The organism is Coprococcus sp. AF99-45, assembly GCF_027663865.1.
In the GTDB taxonomy this organism is placed as follows: domain Bacteria; phylum Bacillota; class Clostridia; order Lachnospirales; family Lachnospiraceae; genus Allocoprococcus; species Allocoprococcus comes.
In genome coordinates, this window is sequence record NZ_JAQDGZ010000009.1 from 66628 (window position 1) to 85162 (window position 18535).

The following is an 18535-nucleotide window of genomic DNA, read 5'->3' on the forward strand; positions in this document are numbered from 1 at the left end:
TACCTCCTAAAGTCCTGACATAATTCCAAGAAGCGGAAGCATAACCGACAGAAGGATCGTTCCGACGATCACCGACAGGATGATCACCAGCGTCGGTTCCAGAACTGCGATCATAGAAGAAAGCTTTTCATCCACTTCCTCCTCACACTCATCGGCAATCCTTCCCATCATCTCATCCATCATTCCGGCTTTCCCGGCAATAGATGTCATCCGCGCATAAACACCTGTGAAGATTCCGGCTTTCACCAGTGCCTCTGCGATATCCGTTCCATTTTCCATATCCGCTTTGCATTCTGCTACTTTCTTCCGGAAATCATCATCCTCGATCAGGTTCTCTGAAAATTCCATTCCCTGTTCCGGCGTCAGTCCGCTTTTCAGTGCCAGTGACATTCCTCCGGCAAACCGGCATGCCGACAGCTTATCCTTCAGCTCCCTTGAAAATGCAAACCCGGATCCGATGTGATACAGTTTCTTTCTGCCGCTCTCTGTCTTTGTAAAATAAATACCCGCACAGACGATCACCGCCAAAAGTACCGCAAGCACCGCCGAATATCTGGAAAGAGCATTGCCTGCAAGCAGGATCCCTCTTGAAAATCCGGTCATTTCCTGACCAAACTGGCGGAACACCTGATCAAATACCGGCATAACCTTTGTCATCAAAATGATAATGATCACCAGCATCATCCCGATCATCAGAAGAGGGTAGGAGATGGCACTCCGGACACTTCTCCTGATCGCTTCCTCTCGGTCATAATGCTCCGCCAGAGATTCCATTACTTCATCTAAAGTTCCTGTCTCTTCTCCGATCTGCGTCATACGGATCAGATACTCCGGAAATACTTTCGTCTCTTCCAGCGCCTGATCCAGCCTGCCCGTATCCATCACTGACTGATAAATCTCATCCAACAGCTCTTTTTCTGCCTTCGTCTGCGCATCCTCCCGGAGAAGATCAACTCCCTCCAGGGAAGAAATCCCAGACTTCAGGATCATTGCCATTTCACTGCAGAACGAAGCAATTTCCAGATTCGTAAGCTTCCCCTGCTGTGTCCGCTTTTCCATATATGCCATCCTCCTTTTCACATTCCTGCCACATTCTTCTTATCCGGCTTCCTTTTATCTAATAGGTATACTTTGTGACATAATTCTTTCCATTTCCCACATACTTCTTCACATCCGAAGCACTGTTGTTTGCAGCAAGTGTCGGATCCATGATCGACCAGTTCTTTCCGTCAAATTCAATGATGTTATCCACCCAGCCGATCTCATCAACATAACAGCTGATCCATGCATGATACACATCACCGGAATAGCCGACCTCAAGCTTCGTCGGAATCCGCTGCGACCGGAGCATTGCCGACATCAACGCCGCATAATCAAAACAGATTCCTTTCCCGGTATCCAGTGTCTCATCCGGATCCGGTGTGTACCCATACGGAACATTCTCCGCTTTCTTTTTATCATAGGAAATATTTTTAATTACAAAATTATAAATCTGCGTTACCACATCCAGATCAGAATAGCAGTCCTTTCCTGCAAGACTCTCACCCTTTTTTACACACTTGGAATCTGCCGTGAAATTCACATAATAATTCGGATGCAGAAACGGGGCAAATTCATCTGTGATCTGTACGTCCAGATCCTGGGTAAAGCTTACCGCATACAGATTGTCATCTACAGACACACTCTCCAGAAGTGTTACCTTATAAGAACCATTCCCGCCCGGAAGCGGATAAACCGCATAATCACCAACAACCGTAACCGGATAGGTATACTCTGTGCCATCCGGGGATGTCACCTGGAGCTTGACTTTTTCATTACTTCCATTATAACAGATCATCACATAGCCATCTGCCGTATGGGATGCATCCAGTACAACCAGGTCATTTCCATATGTCACTTCACCGGAAGCCTCCGTCTGAAGCACCTGCACCGATGGATCTCTCGGATCCCCCTTTTCCCCGGACTGGCTTTTTTTCCCCCCCGATGCACATCCGCCAGGTATCAGTACACCTGTCAGAAATAGCAGAAAAAAGAAAAGAAAAATCCTCTGCCAGCGTTTTTTTTGTTCATATAAACCGTTCTGCCGCACAGAATTCCTCCTTTCTTTTCCACAGTGAAACAGTCCCAAAAACTCAACTAGAAAAATTATAGCATAATCAAAACATTAAAAGAAGTTATTTGGTCTAATATGCTTTAATTTATTTGACAAAGAAATCAAAGACCATTACAATAGAAATCAGTTATAAACCATCACAATAGTAAAATTGGGGGTTAATTTATGAGTGATCATTTACCTGTCTTAAAGGTTCGTTTATTCGGAGGATTCTCAGCAAGCTACGGAGAGATTCCCGTATCATTCGGACGCAACACAACGACAAAAGCAATGAAATTGTTGCAGATATTACTCTACCATGGCGATACCGGTATCTCCAGAGATAAGCTTCTTGATGAACTGTACGGAAGAGAAGAACTTGCCGATGCTGCCAACAACCTTCGGGTAACCGCACACCGTCTTAAAAAGATCATCGTAGATGCCGGACTTCCGAGTCATGATTATATCAACATCAAAAAAGGTATTTATCGATGGGATGCTCCGATGCCGACCGAAGTTGATGCACATCAGTTTAAGGTTCTGTCAAAAGACGTGCAGACGTGTACCGATAAGGTAAAAAAGCTGGCACTTCTTAAGAAGATCTGTCTGATGTACCGTGGGGAATTTCTTCCAGAACTTTCAGGAGATGAATGGGTCCTTGTTGAAAGCGTCCAATATAAGAATATTTATTCTGAATCCCTTCAGGAGCTCTGTAAGCTTCTGATCGAACGCGGAGATTATGAAGAGGCGCTTCGTTTCTGTGAGCCGGCATGCCAGTTATATCCGTTCGATGAATGGCAATCCGTCCGCATCGACTGCTATATGGCATTGAACCGCTATAAGGATGCTGTGCAGGAATATGAGAACACTGCCAAATTATTTTTCGAAGAGCTTGGAATCCGCCCTTCTGAACATATGATGCAGCAGTTCGAGCAGATGAGCAGCCGCCTTAACTACAAACCACAGGAACTCGGCGACATCAAGGAACGTCTGAAAGAGGACGATATACGCGGCGGTGCTTTTTACTGTAGCCTGCCAAGTTTCCGTGACAGTTACCGTCTCGTTTCCCGAATCATTGAGAGGAACGGACAGTCCGTATACTTAATGTTATGTAGCATCACCAACGGAAAAGGAATGCCGATGGACAAGCCGGACAAGCTTGAAGTTCTTTCAGGTGAGCTTCAGAATACGATCCAGCAGTGTCTGCGTAAAGGAGACTCCTTTACCAAATACAGCCCATCACAGTTTCTGATACTTCTCGTTGGTACGAACAAAGAGAACTGCAGCATGATTTTCGACAGAATCCAGAGATACTTCTCCAGAGAGCATAAAAGCTGGAAGCAGTACCTGGACTACTTCGTGTCCTCTGTAGCCGAAGTAGACCGGCAAGATTCACCGATTCAGTTCAATACTGAGAATAAAACCTGGTAAGCTGCAATCATGTTATCTTCGCAGCAGGGCAGAAATGGAGATAATTTATGGAACAAAGCTATCAAATCAGTTGGTATGCACCAAACTTTATTAACATGTGTATTGATAATATTAATGATGGAGAGCTGTCCGGTCGGATTTATCACTGCTACAGCAAAGAACCCTGGAAATTCACCAATATCCTTCAGCTGATCGAATTAGCTGATGATTTCTTCGACAAACTCGAATTTCCACAGGCATCCACCAGCACACGTTCTTTCACTTCAACCCAGTTTTCAGGTGTTGACCGGCTTGATAAAGTACAGTCACCGGAAGATTTCATCGAGAATCGTGGACAAAAAGGGACTTTCTTTCTCAATGTCAGATACCGCCAGAATTCATCCTGGCAGGGCATCGTCCGCTGGATTGAAGGTAACTCTACACAACAGTTTGTAAGCGTACTTGAACTGCTTAAAATTCTCAGCAATGCATTCGTTTAAAGGAATGGCATTGCGAGAGATATCATTACATGAATGAATAAGAATTATACAGGCATTGTCTGATCACGGAATGTGATCGGAGGGTGCCTTTTAATTATCTTAAAATTTTATTCTTTCTTAATTGCTTTTCACAAAAAACTCCAGTACCATTTGAATAGGCGTATGTAGAAAATCGAATCATATATGATATATGAATTCTTTGATTGTAGAAAAAATCTTATATCTACATGAAACATGAGATATGGCGAATTTACTTATGAACTGCTTTCTATTATAATGGAGGTAAGCAATGAGAAAACAAAAGAAGAAATCTCGCCATAGCAAACAAACTCACAACCGGCAGTATAAGGACCGGTTATGGAGAATGATCTTTAGTATGTTGCAGATAATAATCTGATGATCTACCATGAAAAAAGAGTACGGCTTCCAAAACCGAAATATATTGTCTTTTACAATGGTACAAAAAATCAGCCAGATTCCATGGAGTTAAGGCTTTCAGACTGCTTTGAAAATACAGATAACGAAGCACCTTGCCTGGAATGCACCGCAACCATGTTGAATATCAACTATGGTCACAATCAGGAGCTGATGAAGCACTGCAGACGACTTGAAGAATATTCCATATTCGTCCAATGTGTCAGGGAATATATACAGTCGGAACCTTCTGTGGAAGATGCATTAGAAAAGGCAATTGATACCTGTATTAATCAGGACGTGTTGGCAGAGTTTCTAAAAAAATATCGAGCGGAGGTGACAAATATGATCCTGACGACATATGACAAAGACTTATATGAGAAAACCTTGAAGGAAGATGCCAGAGAAGAAGGTAGGGAAGAAATCAGAGCTGAATTAAATGAATTTAAACTACTAAACAAATATCTCTTAAAATCCAAGCGCTACAATGACCTCGAACGTGCTACCGAAGATATCGAATACCAAAAGAAACTATTAAAAGAATTTGGCATCGAATAAAAACTAAATAACCCTTCCCCCCATCCCGTGACTGATCACCGTCTAAGATGCAGTACATCTCCCCAATATCAGTCACGGGATCTTTTTGTCCGGAAAATCCCTCTCCCTCACCTCTATAACCAGCTTACTCCTTTTCTATGCGCTCCCCGCAAGCTATACTTTTTGCACTTTCATCACATTATTCCCCACTTTTACTTCTATTCTAATATCCCAATACATATAGTAGAGTCAGACACAAATATTACGCACTCCTACAAATCATGATGTTGGGGTAAAAGGTATTTTGCCCCCTTTGATGCCAGATTGCTACGTGCTTTGCACTCTCGCAGTCCTCTAAAGCATTCGTAATCCGCTCATTTTTCTTTGCAAAACGGCTACTTACTCATGTTTTTGGTGGATCAAGAGGTCAAAAATCCTCTTGCAAGCAAGCTTGCATCGGTTTTCTGACCTTTTGACCCTGGTATCAAATCATTATATTATTACAAAAACATTACTATTTCTTGTTATAGCTTAAAAAAGTTAATATTTTTCGTTATTGGTAATGATTCACGTAATGCTTTGTCAGATACAATACCTATATAAGATAAAAAAGTCTAAATAATTAGGAAGGGCAGATGAAAACTGACATGAATAAAAAGCAAAAAAATACAAGAACTTTTTTAATAAAAATCATGGATCAGCAGAACGGTACCTGGCAGGGCAGCGTTACTTGGGTGGAAGAGCAGCGAGAGCAGCATTTCCGCAGTGCCCTTGAATTATTGAAGCTGATAGACGGAGCACTTGATAACAATTATGAAGTCAGAATTGAGGAATAGAAGGAGGACGCCATGAAAAGTAATACAAAGAAACGTTTAATAGCATTCATGCTTTGCATGGTATTAGTGCTTAGCAGTGCGACATCAGCATTCGCTGATGAGCCACAGAACACAGACAGCCAGAGCCAGGCCGAAGTCGTAACAGAACCGGTGGCAGATGAGGCTACAGGAGATGAGGCTAATACAACTGACATCGAAATACCTTCGGAAAAAGAATGGTCAGTACAAGTTGGAAATGCTACTGTTAAAGTAAAAGGATCAGCAGATGCTCTTCCTGAAAATGCACAGCTTTCTGTATCAGAGATTACTTCAGAAGATGAAGTAAAAGAAATCGAAAAAGCAGTAGAAGAAAAGGCAATTGAAGAACAGTTTTCAATTAAAAATATTTTCTCTTATGATATTAAATTCCTGGTAGACGGTACAGAAGTACAGCCAACCACTCCGGTTCAGGTCAGCGTAGACACCCCGGAGATCACATCCGATCAAAATGCTGCAGTACTGCATGTAGATGATAATAATGTAGCAGAAGACATGAACGGTGCTGTTGATGGAGAAGGAAAAGTCGTATTCGATGCTCCGCATTTTTCCAAGTATGTCATTGTTCAGAAAGGTGATTCAGAAGTTACTGTTACCATAGAACACTATGATAATACAAAAAATCCCCAAGAAAAGATATATGCAGATGATGTATTGACACTTCCAATCGGAGGTAAAATCAACGATTATACGAAAGCAACAAACTGGAATGTCGCAAGTGTTACTAAAGTAGAAACAGCAGCAGACGGAACTGAAACAACAACGCCTGTGGATACAGATAATGAATTTTCAGTTACTAAAGATTGTACGATTAAAGTATATTACACTCCTAAAACTAAGGGTTTCGATGGTGCTACAACATTTTATGATTATACTGTAAAAGCTGTAACAGACGACGAAGCCAGAAATAATAACAATACATATTTTTCGTTTAATATGCTTGGTGAGAAACCAAACAATGGAAGAAAATTAACAGCAGGAACTAGAGAACAAAACTTTGAACAGTACAAATATTGGATTCCAATTGGTAGTTTTGGTGCCAATGATTATACGAAGGGTACCAGCGTTGTAAAAGACATTCTTAAAGGATTGGATGAGAATGGTAAGGTTGAGTTTAATTATCCGGAACCGGGTTTCTTCGAGGACTCGGATGCTACTTGTAGCGTAAAGGTAAAAAAATACGATCGGTTTGGCCGCTCTTACGATGATTATGAAACCAGATATCTTCGAAAAGTTTACAAAGATTTAAAGCTGGGTTTTGAACAAAAGGGAGATACCTACACGTTAAAAGATGTGAAAGACCAAAATGGTAAGATACTTACCACCGAAGGAGCTGGTTTTTATCCGTTGGAGAATGAGCGGAAGTTCAGCTATGAAAATTCCGAAAAAGCACAGAATTATTTCTTTGGAATGCGGTACGATGTTTTGTTTAAAATCGGAGATTATGTAGGACCGATGAATTATGAATTTACCGGAGATGATGATTTATGGGTGTTGCTCGATGGTAAAGTGGTTCTGGATCTTGGTGTAATTCATCAGGCAGCTAGCGAAACTGTTGATATATGGGAGAAATTAGGAAAAACAGCTGATGAGCTTACTCCTGAAGGAAAAGAAAAAGAACATACATTAACCGTTCTGTACATGGAACGTGGTGCCGGAGAATCAAACTGTAAGATGAAATTCACACTTCCATCAGCAAGTATAGCAGAAGTTAGCCAGGTTCCGATGGCTGAATTGAATCTTCAAAAAGTAAACAAGAACAACGAAGGATTACAGGACGCTAGATTTACCTTAGTAAATAATGAAACAGGCGAAACACAAACTGCAAGTTCAGTAGGAGAAAGTGGTAATGTAAGATTTACCAAACTCCGCGTAGGAACTTATACATTACGTGAAGATGCTGCACCTAGCGGCTACATCCCATCGTTGGATACCTGGATCGTAAAAGTTGAGTTAGACAGCAACAATACAGCTATAGCAACTTTATATCTATCTGATGGAACAACAAAATATACAGACAAGGAAGGCTCTTATTATCAGATCCTGAATATGACAAAAGAAGAACTTATAAACAGTTCGCTCAACTATAATAAAACAGCAAAAGTAATTGATTGGGATAAACGCACCTATCAGATAGATATCAGCGCGGCTTCCAAATTAACATCAACAACTTCTTCAGAACAAGCTGCGGTAGCAGATGTAATGATGGTTTTTGATACGTCGGGAAGTATGTTATATGATTCTAATGATTATGATTCTAAGGGATTTAAGAAGGTTGGGCCATATAAAGATATTAGAAATACTTTAGATACAACCAAGGTTTATTATTACACGAATTTAACTAAGACGGTCACATACGGGGGTTGGAGTTATAAAAATGCAAAACAACCGATGATATATCTTAATGGTAAGTGGATATATTACAACGGTGATTCCTGGAATAACGTTAAAGATGCCAGCAAAGAAACAGTTTATACGATTGATAGTAGTTTAACCGGTTTAAAGGAAGCAGCTTCCACTTTTACTACATCGATGGCAGCTTCTTCTACTAATAGCAGAATTGGCATAGCAACATTTAATTATGTTGGAAACCTAGTGAGTGAGCTCACAACGATTGGAACTAACAAAGACGAATTAGTGAAGAAAATCAGTAGTATCTACGCATCAGCTGGAACGTCTCCACAACTTGGTTTAAAGCTTGCATTGAAACAACTAGAAGAAAATAAGCAAGAAAATGTTCCGCGTTATGTAATTCTATTTACAGATGGAGATCCGAGCAGTGAAGACGATAAAAATAAGTCTAAATTGCAAGCTCAAAATCTCAAAGAAAAAGGTATTACTGTTTACACAATTGGTTTAAAACTTAATGAGGACACTAAAGAATGGTTGGAAGATAATATCGCATCTAAAGGTTGCGCATATCCTGCTTCGAGTGTTGATGAATTAAAAACTATTTTCAAAAACATCCAGACAACAATAACACACGATCAGGACATGAAAAATGCGCAAATAAAAGATGTAATTGATCCTAGATTTGTAATTTTGGATGATTCAGGAAACCCAATTACTTCCAATTATTCGGGAATCGATAAGGGAATCACATTAAATAATGGTGGAACAGTATATTATGACAAAACTACTGGTAATCAGTACATTGTTTGGAATGAACAAACAATTCCGAATAGTAAGAATGGAAATTGGAAAAAGTCAATTACTGTAAAAGCCAAAGATGACTATATCGGTGGCAATGATGTACCTACTAATATTTCACCGGATTCCATGATCCATACCGGATATGGCGATGCAGTTCTTCCTCAACCTAAGGTTAACGTAAAAGCCGAACTGAAGGTCAAAAACAAAGAAGTCACGATCTATAAAGGTGATAGTCTTCCGGATACAAACACTGTATTGAAGGAAATGTTCGATCTTGAAGGAAATACTAGTAAGTATAATGTTCCGGAGAGTAGTTTTACAACTGAATGGTACAGTGATCCAGAATGTACAACTAAGGTTACAGATTTAACTGCAGATACAGAGACTACATATTATCTAAAAGTAAGTTATGATGCAGGAGTACCATCAGACGGAAGAGACGGAAGTACTGCAAATACAGGCGGAAATATAGCAGGTGGTACAGGCCATATTGTAGAAGCTGTAAATGAAAATGATTCTGCAAAACTGTATGGCATTTATACAATCAAAGTTGTATCAGGTGAAATCCAGATTACAAAGAAACTGGAAAGTGCGTTGGAAACAGAGTGTACATTCAATTTCAGTATTAAAGACGAGTCTGGAAGTGAAATCAAAACAGTTGCTATTACTATTCCAGCAGGTTTCACTGAAGTAAAACTTGCTGATAAAGATCTGAAGAATTTACCTCGTGGAACATATACCATAAGCGAAGTAAATTCGAATGGATATGTATTAACCAATTATCAGGTTGATGAAACTACAAACTGTAGAAACACTCGTAATGAGAGACAAGAGAGTGTCACATTCAAACTCGGATATGAGACAAACGCTGATAGTAATGGTAAAGATGTTGATGTTATCAAAAACTACACTTATGATAAAAACAGTGGTGGAACCGTTGGAAGTGTTACTTTTACAAATGTAAAGGCAACAAAAGATTGGGATATCGTAAAAGTTAGTACTAGCAGAAATCAGGTCAAACTTCAAGGTGCAGAATTTGAATTACTAAAAAATAATACACCAGTATATATTGGTACATCAAATGACAATGGAAAAATCATCTGGAAAAAAGGTGAAAAAACTGTAACAAACCTTGCACCTGGCGAGTATGTACTAAGAGAAACAAAAGCACCTGTCGGCTATGTACGAAGCGAAGAAACTTGGTCACTCAGTATAACAAAGGGTGGAAGTCTCGTATCCTATACTTCAGAAAAAACAGACAGTACAATTGATACAAGTACAATTACAGAATCTGATTCAACGCTTCATTTGTACTTTAAAAATGAAACAGCTTACGCCCTCCCATCAGCCGGAGGCACCGGAATTTACTTGTATATGATTGGCGGCATGTTACTTATGTTTGCAGCCGCATGGATCTTATATAAAAACAAATGCAGGGAGGTGCTGGAAAAATAATTGTAAGGATTAATTTTTCAGTGGCTTCTTGCCACACAAAAACGTTATTATCCCATATGAGGGGACAATAAAAAATAGGCAAAGTCCTTAAAAGAAAAGGAGACAAAAATATGAAGAAGATGAGAAAAATCTTTGCAGTGTTATTAACACTGGCTATGGTACTCGGAATGAGTATGACATCGTTTGCAGCGGATGCAAAAGCAACAATTACACTTACAAACTTTGACAAAGCTAATAAAGTTGAGTACATGCAGATTATCCAGAAAGATGAAACCAAAACTTCTGGTTGGGCATTTACTAATGGTGCAGGAGCATGCTTTACAGAAGCATTCGGACTTAAAGATTCAGATGATGCACAGCAGCAGGTTATCTGGGGATTAATTAAGTACAATGATAATAATGTTGAATTACCAACAGGTGTAACTGCAGAAACTGCTACAGCAGCAAAAATTGACTTAGCATTAAGTAAAGTTGCAGCACTTACTGGTTTCACAGTATCAACAGATAAAACAGAAATCGAAGTAAGCGCAGCTGGTATTTATGCAATCAAAGCAGAAGAAACAGGATTTACTTATAAAACAGCAACAGCATATGTAGGATTTGGAAAACCATATCCAGCATTAACAAATGCAGAAGTAACAGCTAAAAAATCTCCAACAACTGTAGACAAAACAGTAGCTGATGACGATCATGTAGTAGCAATCGGAGATATCGTAACTTATAAAATCGAAGCATATGTACCATTTATTGATGCAGCTAATACTGAAAACAGAACATTTACAATTACTGATAAAATTACTGGTGCAGATTACTACTTAGAAGGCAAAGGCGCTATTAGTACTGTAGAAATGGAAGGTCAAACTGACCCGGTTGGTACAATTGAAGTAAATGAAGACCAAACAGGATTTACTATTAACTTAAACAAATTAGTTGCAGATACATCTAATCTAAATGCAGGAAAGAAAATTACAGTTACTTATACTGCAAAAGTTAAAGAATTAAACGTAGAGAATAAAGCAGGTAGCCATGCAGCAGGTGTAGAATACGGTGGAAATAATGTACCGGTTAAGTTATTTACAGGAGAAATCACTTTAGTTAAATTTGGAAATGGTATTGAAACAAATGTTTTAGCAAACGCTGAATTTGAAGTATACAAATCTGGAGAAAATACACCATTAAAATTCAAACAGCAAGAGAATGGAAACTATAGATATGCTCCAGACGCAGAAGATGCAACAACAACTGTTATAACAAATAAAGACGGTAAAGTTATTGTAGAAGGTTTAAATGTTGGTACTTATCACTTTAAAGAAACAAAAGCACCAAAAGGATATTCTATCAATACAGATGGCAAAGATATTACACTTACTCAGACTGGTGTAGCTACAGCTACGGTTAAAGCTGATGGTAAATTAAATGATACCAAACTTCATGCTCTTCCATCAACAGGTGGTATCGGTACTACAATCTTCACAATCGCTGGATGCCTCATCATGATTGCAGCAGCTGGCTTATTCTTCGCAAGCCGCAAAAAAACAAACAAATAATCTTTCATAATTATTTATAATCAGATATTGAATCCGGGGCAGGTCGCCCCGGATTCCTAAAAAATAATACAACAGCAAGGAGAATTCGGATGAAACGCAAAGCAAACAAACTTATTATTGGCATCATATTTTTAGCCGGGTTGTCCTTACTGCTGTATCCATTCGTTGCAAACCAGTGGAATAACTACAGGCAGAAGCAACTGATCAGCAGTTATGAACAGACTGTATCCGAAAAGGATGCAGCACATGAGATTGATTATGACGCAGAACTGCAGAAAGCAGAAGCTTACAACGAAGCATTACTTCCAAGTATCCTTCCTGACTCATTTGCAGTTGCCGCAGCCAGTGACAAAGAAGACCAGTCCTACATGGATGCTCTGAATATTGCCGGTGACGAAATGATGGGAATCGTGGAAATCCCGAAGATTGACATCAAGCTTCCGATCTACCACACTACCGACGAAGATGTTCTCAAACAGGCAGCCGGACATCTGGAAGGAAGCTCTCTTCCAATCGGCGGTAAAAGTACACACGCCGTTATCTCCGCACACCGTGGACTTCCGAGTGCGTCTCTTTTTACCGATCTGGATCAGCTGGAAGAAGGCGATCATTTTCTGATCCATGTATTAAACGAAACATTATGTTATGAAGTCGACAAGATTTCCGTAGTAAAACCGGAAGAAACTTCCTCTCTTGCAGTAGAAGAAGGAAAAGATCTTGTAACACTTCTTACCTGTACTCCATACGGAGTCAATACCGAGCGGCTTTTGGTCCGTGGTCACAGAGTACCTTATGTGGAACAGGAAGTTGCCGATGATAAGACACCGCTCAGCGGAATTAGTCTTCATACAAATTATCTCTTATGGGTAATTATTGGTCTTGTAATTACCACAATCTTCATCCTTGTGTTATACTTAAAGGAGAAGAAGCTTCAAAAGAAGAAAAATGAGACCTCTTAAAAAGAGAATAAGAACGAGAAAGGGAATATGCCTATGAAAAGAAAAATCTCAACCTTCCTTTTCGGTCTGTTATTCTTGATAGGATTTGGGATTCTGATCTACCCGACGGTATCCAACCAGTGGAACACCTACAGACAGAATCAGCTGATCAGCAGCTATGACAATACAATACAGGACATGGAACCGGAGGACTTCACCTCTGAGTGGGAAAAGGCAAAAGCTTTCAATGATACCATTCAGCAGAACAACCTCTACGGAGATGTATTTGGTGAAGATGAAAATGACATCAAAGATACCGAATACTGGAAGATCCTGAACGTTGCAGATGACGGTGTAATGGGATACCTTTCCATTCCGAAGATCAACATCAAGCTTGCCATTTACCATGGCACCGGTGATGATGAACTTCAGACAGGAGTCGGACATCTGAACGGCACAAAGCTTCCGATCGGAGGGGAGAGTACCCACAGTGTTCTCGCAGCTCACCGTGGACTTCCAAGCGCAAAGCTTTTTACAGATATCGATCAGCTCAAAGTTGGCGATAAATTTTACATCCATGTACTGGATGAAGTCCTTGCCTACAAGGTAGACCAGATTCTTCCAATGGTAGACAAAGACGATCATGAAACACTGGAGAAAGCACTCCAGATTGAAGAAGGAAAAGACCAGGTAACTTTATTTACCTGTACACCATATGGAGTCAACTCCCATCGTCTTCTCGTAAGAGGAACCAGAGTTCCATATAACGGCGAAGAGGATGCTACCGAATCAGTTACAGATTCTATGGTAAAAGCCATTCAGAATTATTATATGCTCTATTTAATTTTAGGACTTTCAATCACGATTCTTGTGATCATTCTCTTGCGATTCCTTTCCAAGAGAAAAGCTCACAAAGAATAACCAAGATTTCTTAAGGAGGACATGAGGCGATGATGAATAAACGATTAAAACAGGGAACAACGTTTTTGTTAGCTCTCGCTCTTGCATTTCCGCTTCTCACTCTGCCTGGTGCCAGAGCTGCGAATGCGATCGATACGAACCGGAAGTGTTCGGTTGCATTTAATGTAAGCGGGGAAGGCAACGAACTGACAACTACCGCCATTCAAGTGAATCTTTATAAGGTGGCAGATGTAGACGTATCCGGTAACTATACCGCAACCAAAGATTTCACCGGACTGGATGTATCTTCGGTAAGTGCCGATGATAAAGATACGGCAGCAAGCAAATGGGCTGACCGTGCCAAAGAGGCGCAGGAGATGCTGACAAAATCCGTAAAAAAAACCGCTACAGTTACTTTAAAAGCTGGAACCGGAAGTCTGGCTGATCTTGCTACCGGACTTTACCTTGTCGATACACCGGAAGTAGTTACCACGAATTATACCTATACATTTACACCTTACCTGGTATCACTTCCGACCAATAATTATTACAGCAATGGTAACGATAACTGGATCTACGATCTGACAGCTACCAATGCAATTGGTCTGAAACATGAAGAACATGCAAGATATGGTGATCTGATAATCAATAAAAGACTTAAAAATCACAATGCAACAACCGGTAAAAAAGCAACCTTCGTATTCAAGATTGAGATTACACCTCTTAAGGGTAAAACAGAAACCCGCATCGAATCACTTGACTTTGAGGCCGCAGGTGACTCTTCCGTAACAATTACAAAGATTCCTGCAGGAGCTACAGTAACTGTTAAAGAAGAGTACAGCGGTGCAAGCTACAAGCTTATCTCAGAAAATGATCAAGAGACAACGATTGTAGCAACCGATAAAGATGCAAAGGGCGATCTGGCATCCGTTTCCTTTACAAATGATGTCGATGACAATATGAATGGCGGCTACGGTGTAAAAAATAATTTCAAGCTGAACGAAAATGGTCAGTATCAGTACACCGAACCGGCAGAAAAGAACTAGGAAGGGGGAGTCGGAATGAGAAAGTTACATAAAAAACCACTTATCATGGCAACAGCAACACTTGCTCTTACCGGAACCCTGGCAGTTGGAAGTGCAATGGCATACTTCACAACTTATACAACAGCCGGTGGCGGTGTGACGATGAATATGGGATTTACCGAAACCATCCCTAACGAAACAGTCGATAAAGATGGCAAGCACGTCACCATTACAAATACCGGTGATTATGATTGCTTCGTAAGAGTAAAAGCATTTGCCCCAATGGAACTTACCTATACTGCTCCGAATGGCGGATGGCAAGCCGAAGATGATGGTTATTGGCACTATGAAGGCGTTCTTCCGGCAGGCGAAACCACACCGGAACTCAAGGAACTTAATATCTCTTACAAATTCCCGGAAGGGAAGGATAAACCGGAAGAATTCAATATCGTGGTTATCCAGGAATGCACACCGGTTCTTTACGATGAAAATGGAAAGCCATATCCAGACTGGAATCATGTAATCACAACTGAGACAACAGAAGACAGTAAAACCACAGAATAGGAGGGAACGAAGATGAAAAAGAAAAAGAAATCATTTCCAAAAAAATCGGCCCTGCTTCTGACAGCATCAGCGCTCCTGTTGATTGGCAGTACTGTCGGCAGTACACGTGCCGCACTCACCTACTACAGTGAGAATTATTCCGCACAGATCGAGATGCAGAATATCGGCGTATCTCTTTTAGAGAATGGCGATGTCGTCAGCAGCCAGGATTTTACATCTAAGAACCAGCAAGAAGTAACAAACGGGGAACTCCTGACAGGCCTTCTCGGAGAAAAGGAGAAATTCGCACCCGGAAAGAAATACAAAGAAGAGCTCAGTGTTCAGAACAGCGGTAACATCGACACCTTCGTGCGTGTGATCCTTACCAAGAGCTGGCAGGACAAAGAGGGCAATAAGAACACCACTCTTTCACCAGATCTGATCGAACTGAATTTCCTTACCGCTAACGGCTGGGTAGTTGCAGATCAGCAGACCACCGACGAAAGAACCGTTCTTTATTACACAAAGGCAGTAAAAGCCGGAGATACCACACCGGCATTATCTGACACACTCCGCATTGATCCGAAGATTGCAACAGAGGTAGAGAAAACAGTAAAGGACAAAACCATCACTTATACTTACAAGTACAATGGTTACACCTTCCACATTGACGCAGAGGTGGATGCAGTTCAGACACACAACGCAAAGGACGCAATCAAGAGTGCCTGGGGCGTGGACGTGAATGTATCAGACGACGAAACAACAATGAGCTTACAGTAGGGAGGTACAGAGTATGAAAAAGAAAATTTTGTGCCTCGCCATGACAGTGATAATGGCAGCAGGGGTACACACAACTGCATTTGCAAAGGATTATCAGGGAGCCGACGGATGGCAGGTTCATTTCACCGGCGACAAGATGGAAAGCAATTTTGAAAACAAGACTGTTTCCGATGAGCTGGCAACGATCCAGCCGGGTGACAGCATCGAATTGAAGGTTCAGCTGAAAAACTCCGATAAAGGCGAGACCGATTGGTACATGACCAATGAGATCATCCAGACACTGGAGGAAGCACAGGAATCCGCTGAAGGCGGTGCTTACGAATACAAGCTGACTTATGTTGGAAGTGACAATACCGAAAAGGTACTCTATAACAGTGATACCGTCGGAGGTGAAGGTTCTTCTAAGACCGGTGAAGGTCTGAAGGAGCTTGGAAACTCTACCGAGAAATATTTCTACCTCGGTCGTCTTGCTTCCAATGGTACCGGAACCGTACACCTTACCATCGGTATCGAAGGTGAGACACAGGGCAATGGTTATCAGAACACGCTCGCAAAGCTTCGTATGAACTTTGCAGTGGAAAAGGTAAAAGTAAGCAATACCATTACCAAGACGAAAATCGTCAAGACAACCAATACCGTAAAGACCGGTGATACCGCAAGAGTCCTTCTCTTTAGTGTACTTACACTGATCAGTGGACTGATCCTTCTGGCATACGGAATCTACACATATAACAAGAACACAAAGAAACGCAGACGGAAAGGAGAGTAAGCAGATGAAAAGATGGAAAAAATTACTGGTTTCTCTTCTGACTGTATCAATGACGATCGGTGCATCCACGATGAGCGTTATGGCTGCTAACGGGTATACCTATAAGGTAACTTTATCTGCAGGTAATAAAGGAACGATAAACGGCCAGGCTAAAGAGGAGCGGGATTCTCTTGTCGCCGGTTCTACTGTTACTTTTAATCTGAAGGACGTTCAGGTAACCGATGACAAATACTATGTCAAAGGAATCCGTCTCAGCGGACGTGACAATGAAGAAGCTCTTGCTTCTCCTGTATTAGACAATGTAACTGGCGATGCCGACTATGTAGTAGCCTATGGAATCAAAAAGGACATGGTTGCCTACACCGTAAACTATCAGGATGCTTCCGGTAAGGCGCTTGCAGAAAGCCAGACCTTCTACGGAAATGTCGGTGACAAACCAATCGTCGCTTATCAGTATATCGAGAATTATATTCCAGATGCTCTTGCACTTACCAAGACTTTGAGTAATAATGAATCTGAGAATGTATTTACGTTTACCTACAAACCGGGTGCTACAGACCGTGTTGTTACAACAACAACCACCATCACAACGACTGTTCCTGGTACAGCAACTCCTGGCACAGGTACCGGTAATGTCGGTACAGCAGGTGGCACGACAGGCGGCACAACCGGTGGAACTGCCGGAACTACCGGTGGAACTACAACCGGAACTACCAGTGGCACTACAACCGGAACTACCGGTGGCACAACAGACGGAACCACAACCGGTACAACCGATGGTACAATGACAGATAACAATTCTCAGGATACGACAGCTAAAGATAAAGATACTGCAACATCTGAGGATGAACAGACACCAAAGTCTCTGGTAGATCTGGATGATGAAGACACTCCAAAAGGAAATATCGATGCGAAAGACAAGACGAGCAAGACTCCGATCGCAGCAGGGATCGGCATTATCGTTGTTGCGGTAGCAGCTCTCGTAGGACTGATTGTATTCTTGAAAAAACGTGCAAAATAAAAAAAGCGCGGCACTAAAGGAGAAGTCTTTTTTGAAGAGAACGAAGAAAAAGAAAAGCCCGGTGGCTGCATTTTGCAGTGCACTGGGCACTGTTTTACTGACAGTACTGATTCTTGCCTGTATTCCGCTGACGCTTCCGAAAGCTTTTGGTTTTCAGATATACACCGTGATCAGTGGGAGCATGGAACCGGCGATCCCGACGGGAAGCCTGGTCTATGTCCGGTATGAAGAACCAGACACGATCGTCAAAGATGATGTTATTGCTTTTTACAGCAACAATGCAGACAGCTCGATCATCACCCACCGTGTAGTATCCAACAGCCCGGCGATGGGACAGTTTATCACCAAAGGGGATGCCAATGAGGAAAAAGATATGAATCCGATCCCTTACAACAACTACATCGGAAAAGTAAAGCTTTCTGTTCCGGTTGTCGGCGGTATCGCACAGGCAGCCACCGGCACTGCCGGCAAGATTGCTGCCGCATCCATCATCGGTCTTGCTGTGATTCTTGAAATCGTTGCTGCCATGCTTGACAGACGCGATGACGTAGACGAATAAGAGAGAACGTTTTTCATTTT

Annotated in this window: 16 protein-coding genes; 14 read left to right on the forward strand and 2 right to left on the reverse strand. The window is 41.3% G+C overall.

Features of this window, described 5'->3' with window-relative positions; genetic code table 11:
- Nucleotides 1-6: 6 nt before the first annotated feature.
- Nucleotides 7-1059 (reverse strand): type II secretion system F family protein, encoded by a 1053-nt coding sequence (locus PGR14_RS08675; protein ID WP_243034437.1) that lies wholly within the window; start codon nucleotides 1057-1059, stop codon nucleotides 7-9.
- 58 nt (nucleotides 1060-1117) lie between these two features.
- Nucleotides 1118-2089 (reverse strand): transglutaminase-like domain-containing protein, encoded by a 972-nt coding sequence (locus PGR14_RS08680; protein ID WP_270223264.1) that lies wholly within the window; start codon nucleotides 2087-2089, stop codon nucleotides 1118-1120.
- Nucleotides 2090-2278: 189 nt separating this feature from the next.
- Here PGR14_RS08680 and PGR14_RS08685 point away from each other — a divergent pair, with 189 nt between their 5' ends.
- The 14 genes from PGR14_RS08685 to PGR14_RS08750 all read left to right on the forward strand — a co-directional run bounded on the left by PGR14_RS08685 (nucleotide 2279) and on the right by PGR14_RS08750 (nucleotide 18515).
- Nucleotides 2279-3523, forward strand: a complete 1245-nt coding sequence (locus tag PGR14_RS08685; RefSeq protein WP_270223265.1) for a BTAD domain-containing putative transcriptional regulator — start codon at nucleotides 2279-2281, stop codon at nucleotides 3521-3523.
- A 47-nt stretch (nucleotides 3524-3570) separates the two neighbouring features.
- Nucleotides 3571-4002, forward strand: a complete 432-nt coding sequence (locus PGR14_RS08690; protein WP_270223267.1) for a hypothetical protein — start codon at nucleotides 3571-3573, stop codon at nucleotides 4000-4002.
- 396 nt (nucleotides 4003-4398) lie between these two features.
- Entirely contained in the window at nucleotides 4399-4974 is a 576-nt protein-coding gene (locus PGR14_RS08695) for a hypothetical protein (protein WP_270223268.1), read from the forward strand.
- 614 nt (nucleotides 4975-5588) lie between these two features.
- The gene (locus PGR14_RS08700) at nucleotides 5589-5789 is read left to right on the forward strand and encodes a hypothetical protein (protein ID WP_008371181.1); all 201 of its coding nucleotides are present in this window, start codon (nucleotides 5589-5591) and stop codon (nucleotides 5787-5789) included.
- A 12-nt stretch (nucleotides 5790-5801) separates the two neighbouring features.
- Nucleotides 5802-10433 carry a SpaA isopeptide-forming pilin-related protein gene (locus PGR14_RS08705; RefSeq protein ID WP_270223269.1) on the forward strand — a complete coding sequence of 1544 codons (4632 nt, stop codon included), beginning with the start codon at nucleotides 5802-5804 and terminating at the stop codon, nucleotides 10431-10433.
- Between the two features lie 110 nt (nucleotides 10434-10543).
- A complete protein-coding gene (locus tag PGR14_RS08710; RefSeq protein ID WP_270223270.1) occupies nucleotides 10544-11980 on the forward strand; it encodes an isopeptide-forming domain-containing fimbrial protein in 1437 nt (478 codons plus the stop codon).
- Nucleotides 11981-12069: 89 nt separating this feature from the next.
- Nucleotides 12070-12939 (forward strand): class C sortase, encoded by an 870-nt coding sequence (locus tag PGR14_RS08715; protein WP_270223271.1) that lies wholly within the window; start codon nucleotides 12070-12072, stop codon nucleotides 12937-12939.
- 33 nt (nucleotides 12940-12972) lie between these two features.
- Nucleotides 12973-13839, forward strand: coding sequence for a class C sortase (locus PGR14_RS08720; RefSeq protein WP_055297454.1), 867 nt, complete (start codon nucleotides 12973-12975; stop codon nucleotides 13837-13839).
- A gap of 29 nt (nucleotides 13840-13868) precedes the next feature.
- A complete protein-coding gene (locus tag PGR14_RS08725) occupies nucleotides 13869-14864 on the forward strand; it encodes a DUF5979 domain-containing protein (protein ID WP_270223272.1) in 996 nt (331 codons plus the stop codon).
- 15 nt (nucleotides 14865-14879) lie between these two features.
- Complete coding sequence (locus PGR14_RS08730; RefSeq protein ID WP_270223273.1) at nucleotides 14880-15407, forward strand: hypothetical protein; 528 nt, start codon at nucleotides 14880-14882, stop codon at nucleotides 15405-15407.
- 12 nt (nucleotides 15408-15419) lie between these two features.
- On the forward strand, nucleotides 15420-16166 hold the full coding sequence (locus PGR14_RS08735; RefSeq protein ID WP_227120888.1) for a hypothetical protein: 747 nt from the start codon (nucleotides 15420-15422) through the stop codon (nucleotides 16164-16166).
- Nucleotides 16167-16179: 13 nt separating this feature from the next.
- Complete coding sequence (locus PGR14_RS08740; RefSeq protein ID WP_175305396.1) at nucleotides 16180-16935, forward strand: sortase B protein-sorting domain-containing protein; 756 nt, start codon at nucleotides 16180-16182, stop codon at nucleotides 16933-16935.
- A 4-nt stretch (nucleotides 16936-16939) separates the two neighbouring features.
- Nucleotides 16940-17956 carry a hypothetical protein gene (locus PGR14_RS08745; protein ID WP_270223274.1) on the forward strand — a complete coding sequence of 339 codons (1017 nt, stop codon included), beginning with the start codon at nucleotides 16940-16942 and terminating at the stop codon, nucleotides 17954-17956.
- A gap of 31 nt (nucleotides 17957-17987) precedes the next feature.
- A complete protein-coding gene (locus tag PGR14_RS08750; protein WP_270223275.1) occupies nucleotides 17988-18515 on the forward strand; it encodes a signal peptidase I in 528 nt (175 codons plus the stop codon).
- Nucleotides 18516-18535 lie beyond the last annotated feature (20 nt).

Coding starts and splice junctions, on each gene's coding strand:
- PGR14_RS08725 (WP_270223272.1), top strand. CDS start 13,869: ATGATGAATAAACGATTAAAACAGGGAACAACGTTTTTGTTAGCTCTC.
- PGR14_RS08710 (WP_270223270.1), top strand. CDS start 10,544: ATGAAGAAGATGAGAAAAATCTTTGCAGTGTTATTAACACTGGCTATG.
- PGR14_RS08685 (WP_270223265.1), top strand. CDS start 2,279: ATGAGTGATCATTTACCTGTCTTAAAGGTTCGTTTATTCGGAGGATTC.
- PGR14_RS08695 (WP_270223268.1), top strand. CDS start 4,399: ATGATCTACCATGAAAAAAGAGTACGGCTTCCAAAACCGAAATATATT.
- PGR14_RS08735 (WP_227120888.1), top strand. CDS start 15,420: ATGAAAAAGAAAAAGAAATCATTTCCAAAAAAATCGGCCCTGCTTCTG.
- PGR14_RS08730 (WP_270223273.1), top strand. CDS start 14,880: ATGAGAAAGTTACATAAAAAACCACTTATCATGGCAACAGCAACACTT.
- PGR14_RS08705 (WP_270223269.1), top strand. CDS start 5,802: ATGAAAAGTAATACAAAGAAACGTTTAATAGCATTCATGCTTTGCATG.
- PGR14_RS08720 (WP_055297454.1), top strand. CDS start 12,973: ATGAAAAGAAAAATCTCAACCTTCCTTTTCGGTCTGTTATTCTTGATA.
- PGR14_RS08675 (WP_243034437.1), bottom strand. CDS start 1,059: ATGGAAAAGCGGACACAGCAGGGGAAGCTTACGAATCTGGAAATTGCT.
- PGR14_RS08690 (WP_270223267.1), top strand. CDS start 3,571: ATGGAACAAAGCTATCAAATCAGTTGGTATGCACCAAACTTTATTAAC.
- PGR14_RS08745 (WP_270223274.1), top strand. CDS start 16,940: ATGAAAAGATGGAAAAAATTACTGGTTTCTCTTCTGACTGTATCAATG.
- PGR14_RS08700 (WP_008371181.1), top strand. CDS start 5,589: ATGAAAACTGACATGAATAAAAAGCAAAAAAATACAAGAACTTTTTTA.
- PGR14_RS08740 (WP_175305396.1), top strand. CDS start 16,180: ATGAAAAAGAAAATTTTGTGCCTCGCCATGACAGTGATAATGGCAGCA.
- PGR14_RS08715 (WP_270223271.1), top strand. CDS start 12,070: ATGAAACGCAAAGCAAACAAACTTATTATTGGCATCATATTTTTAGCC.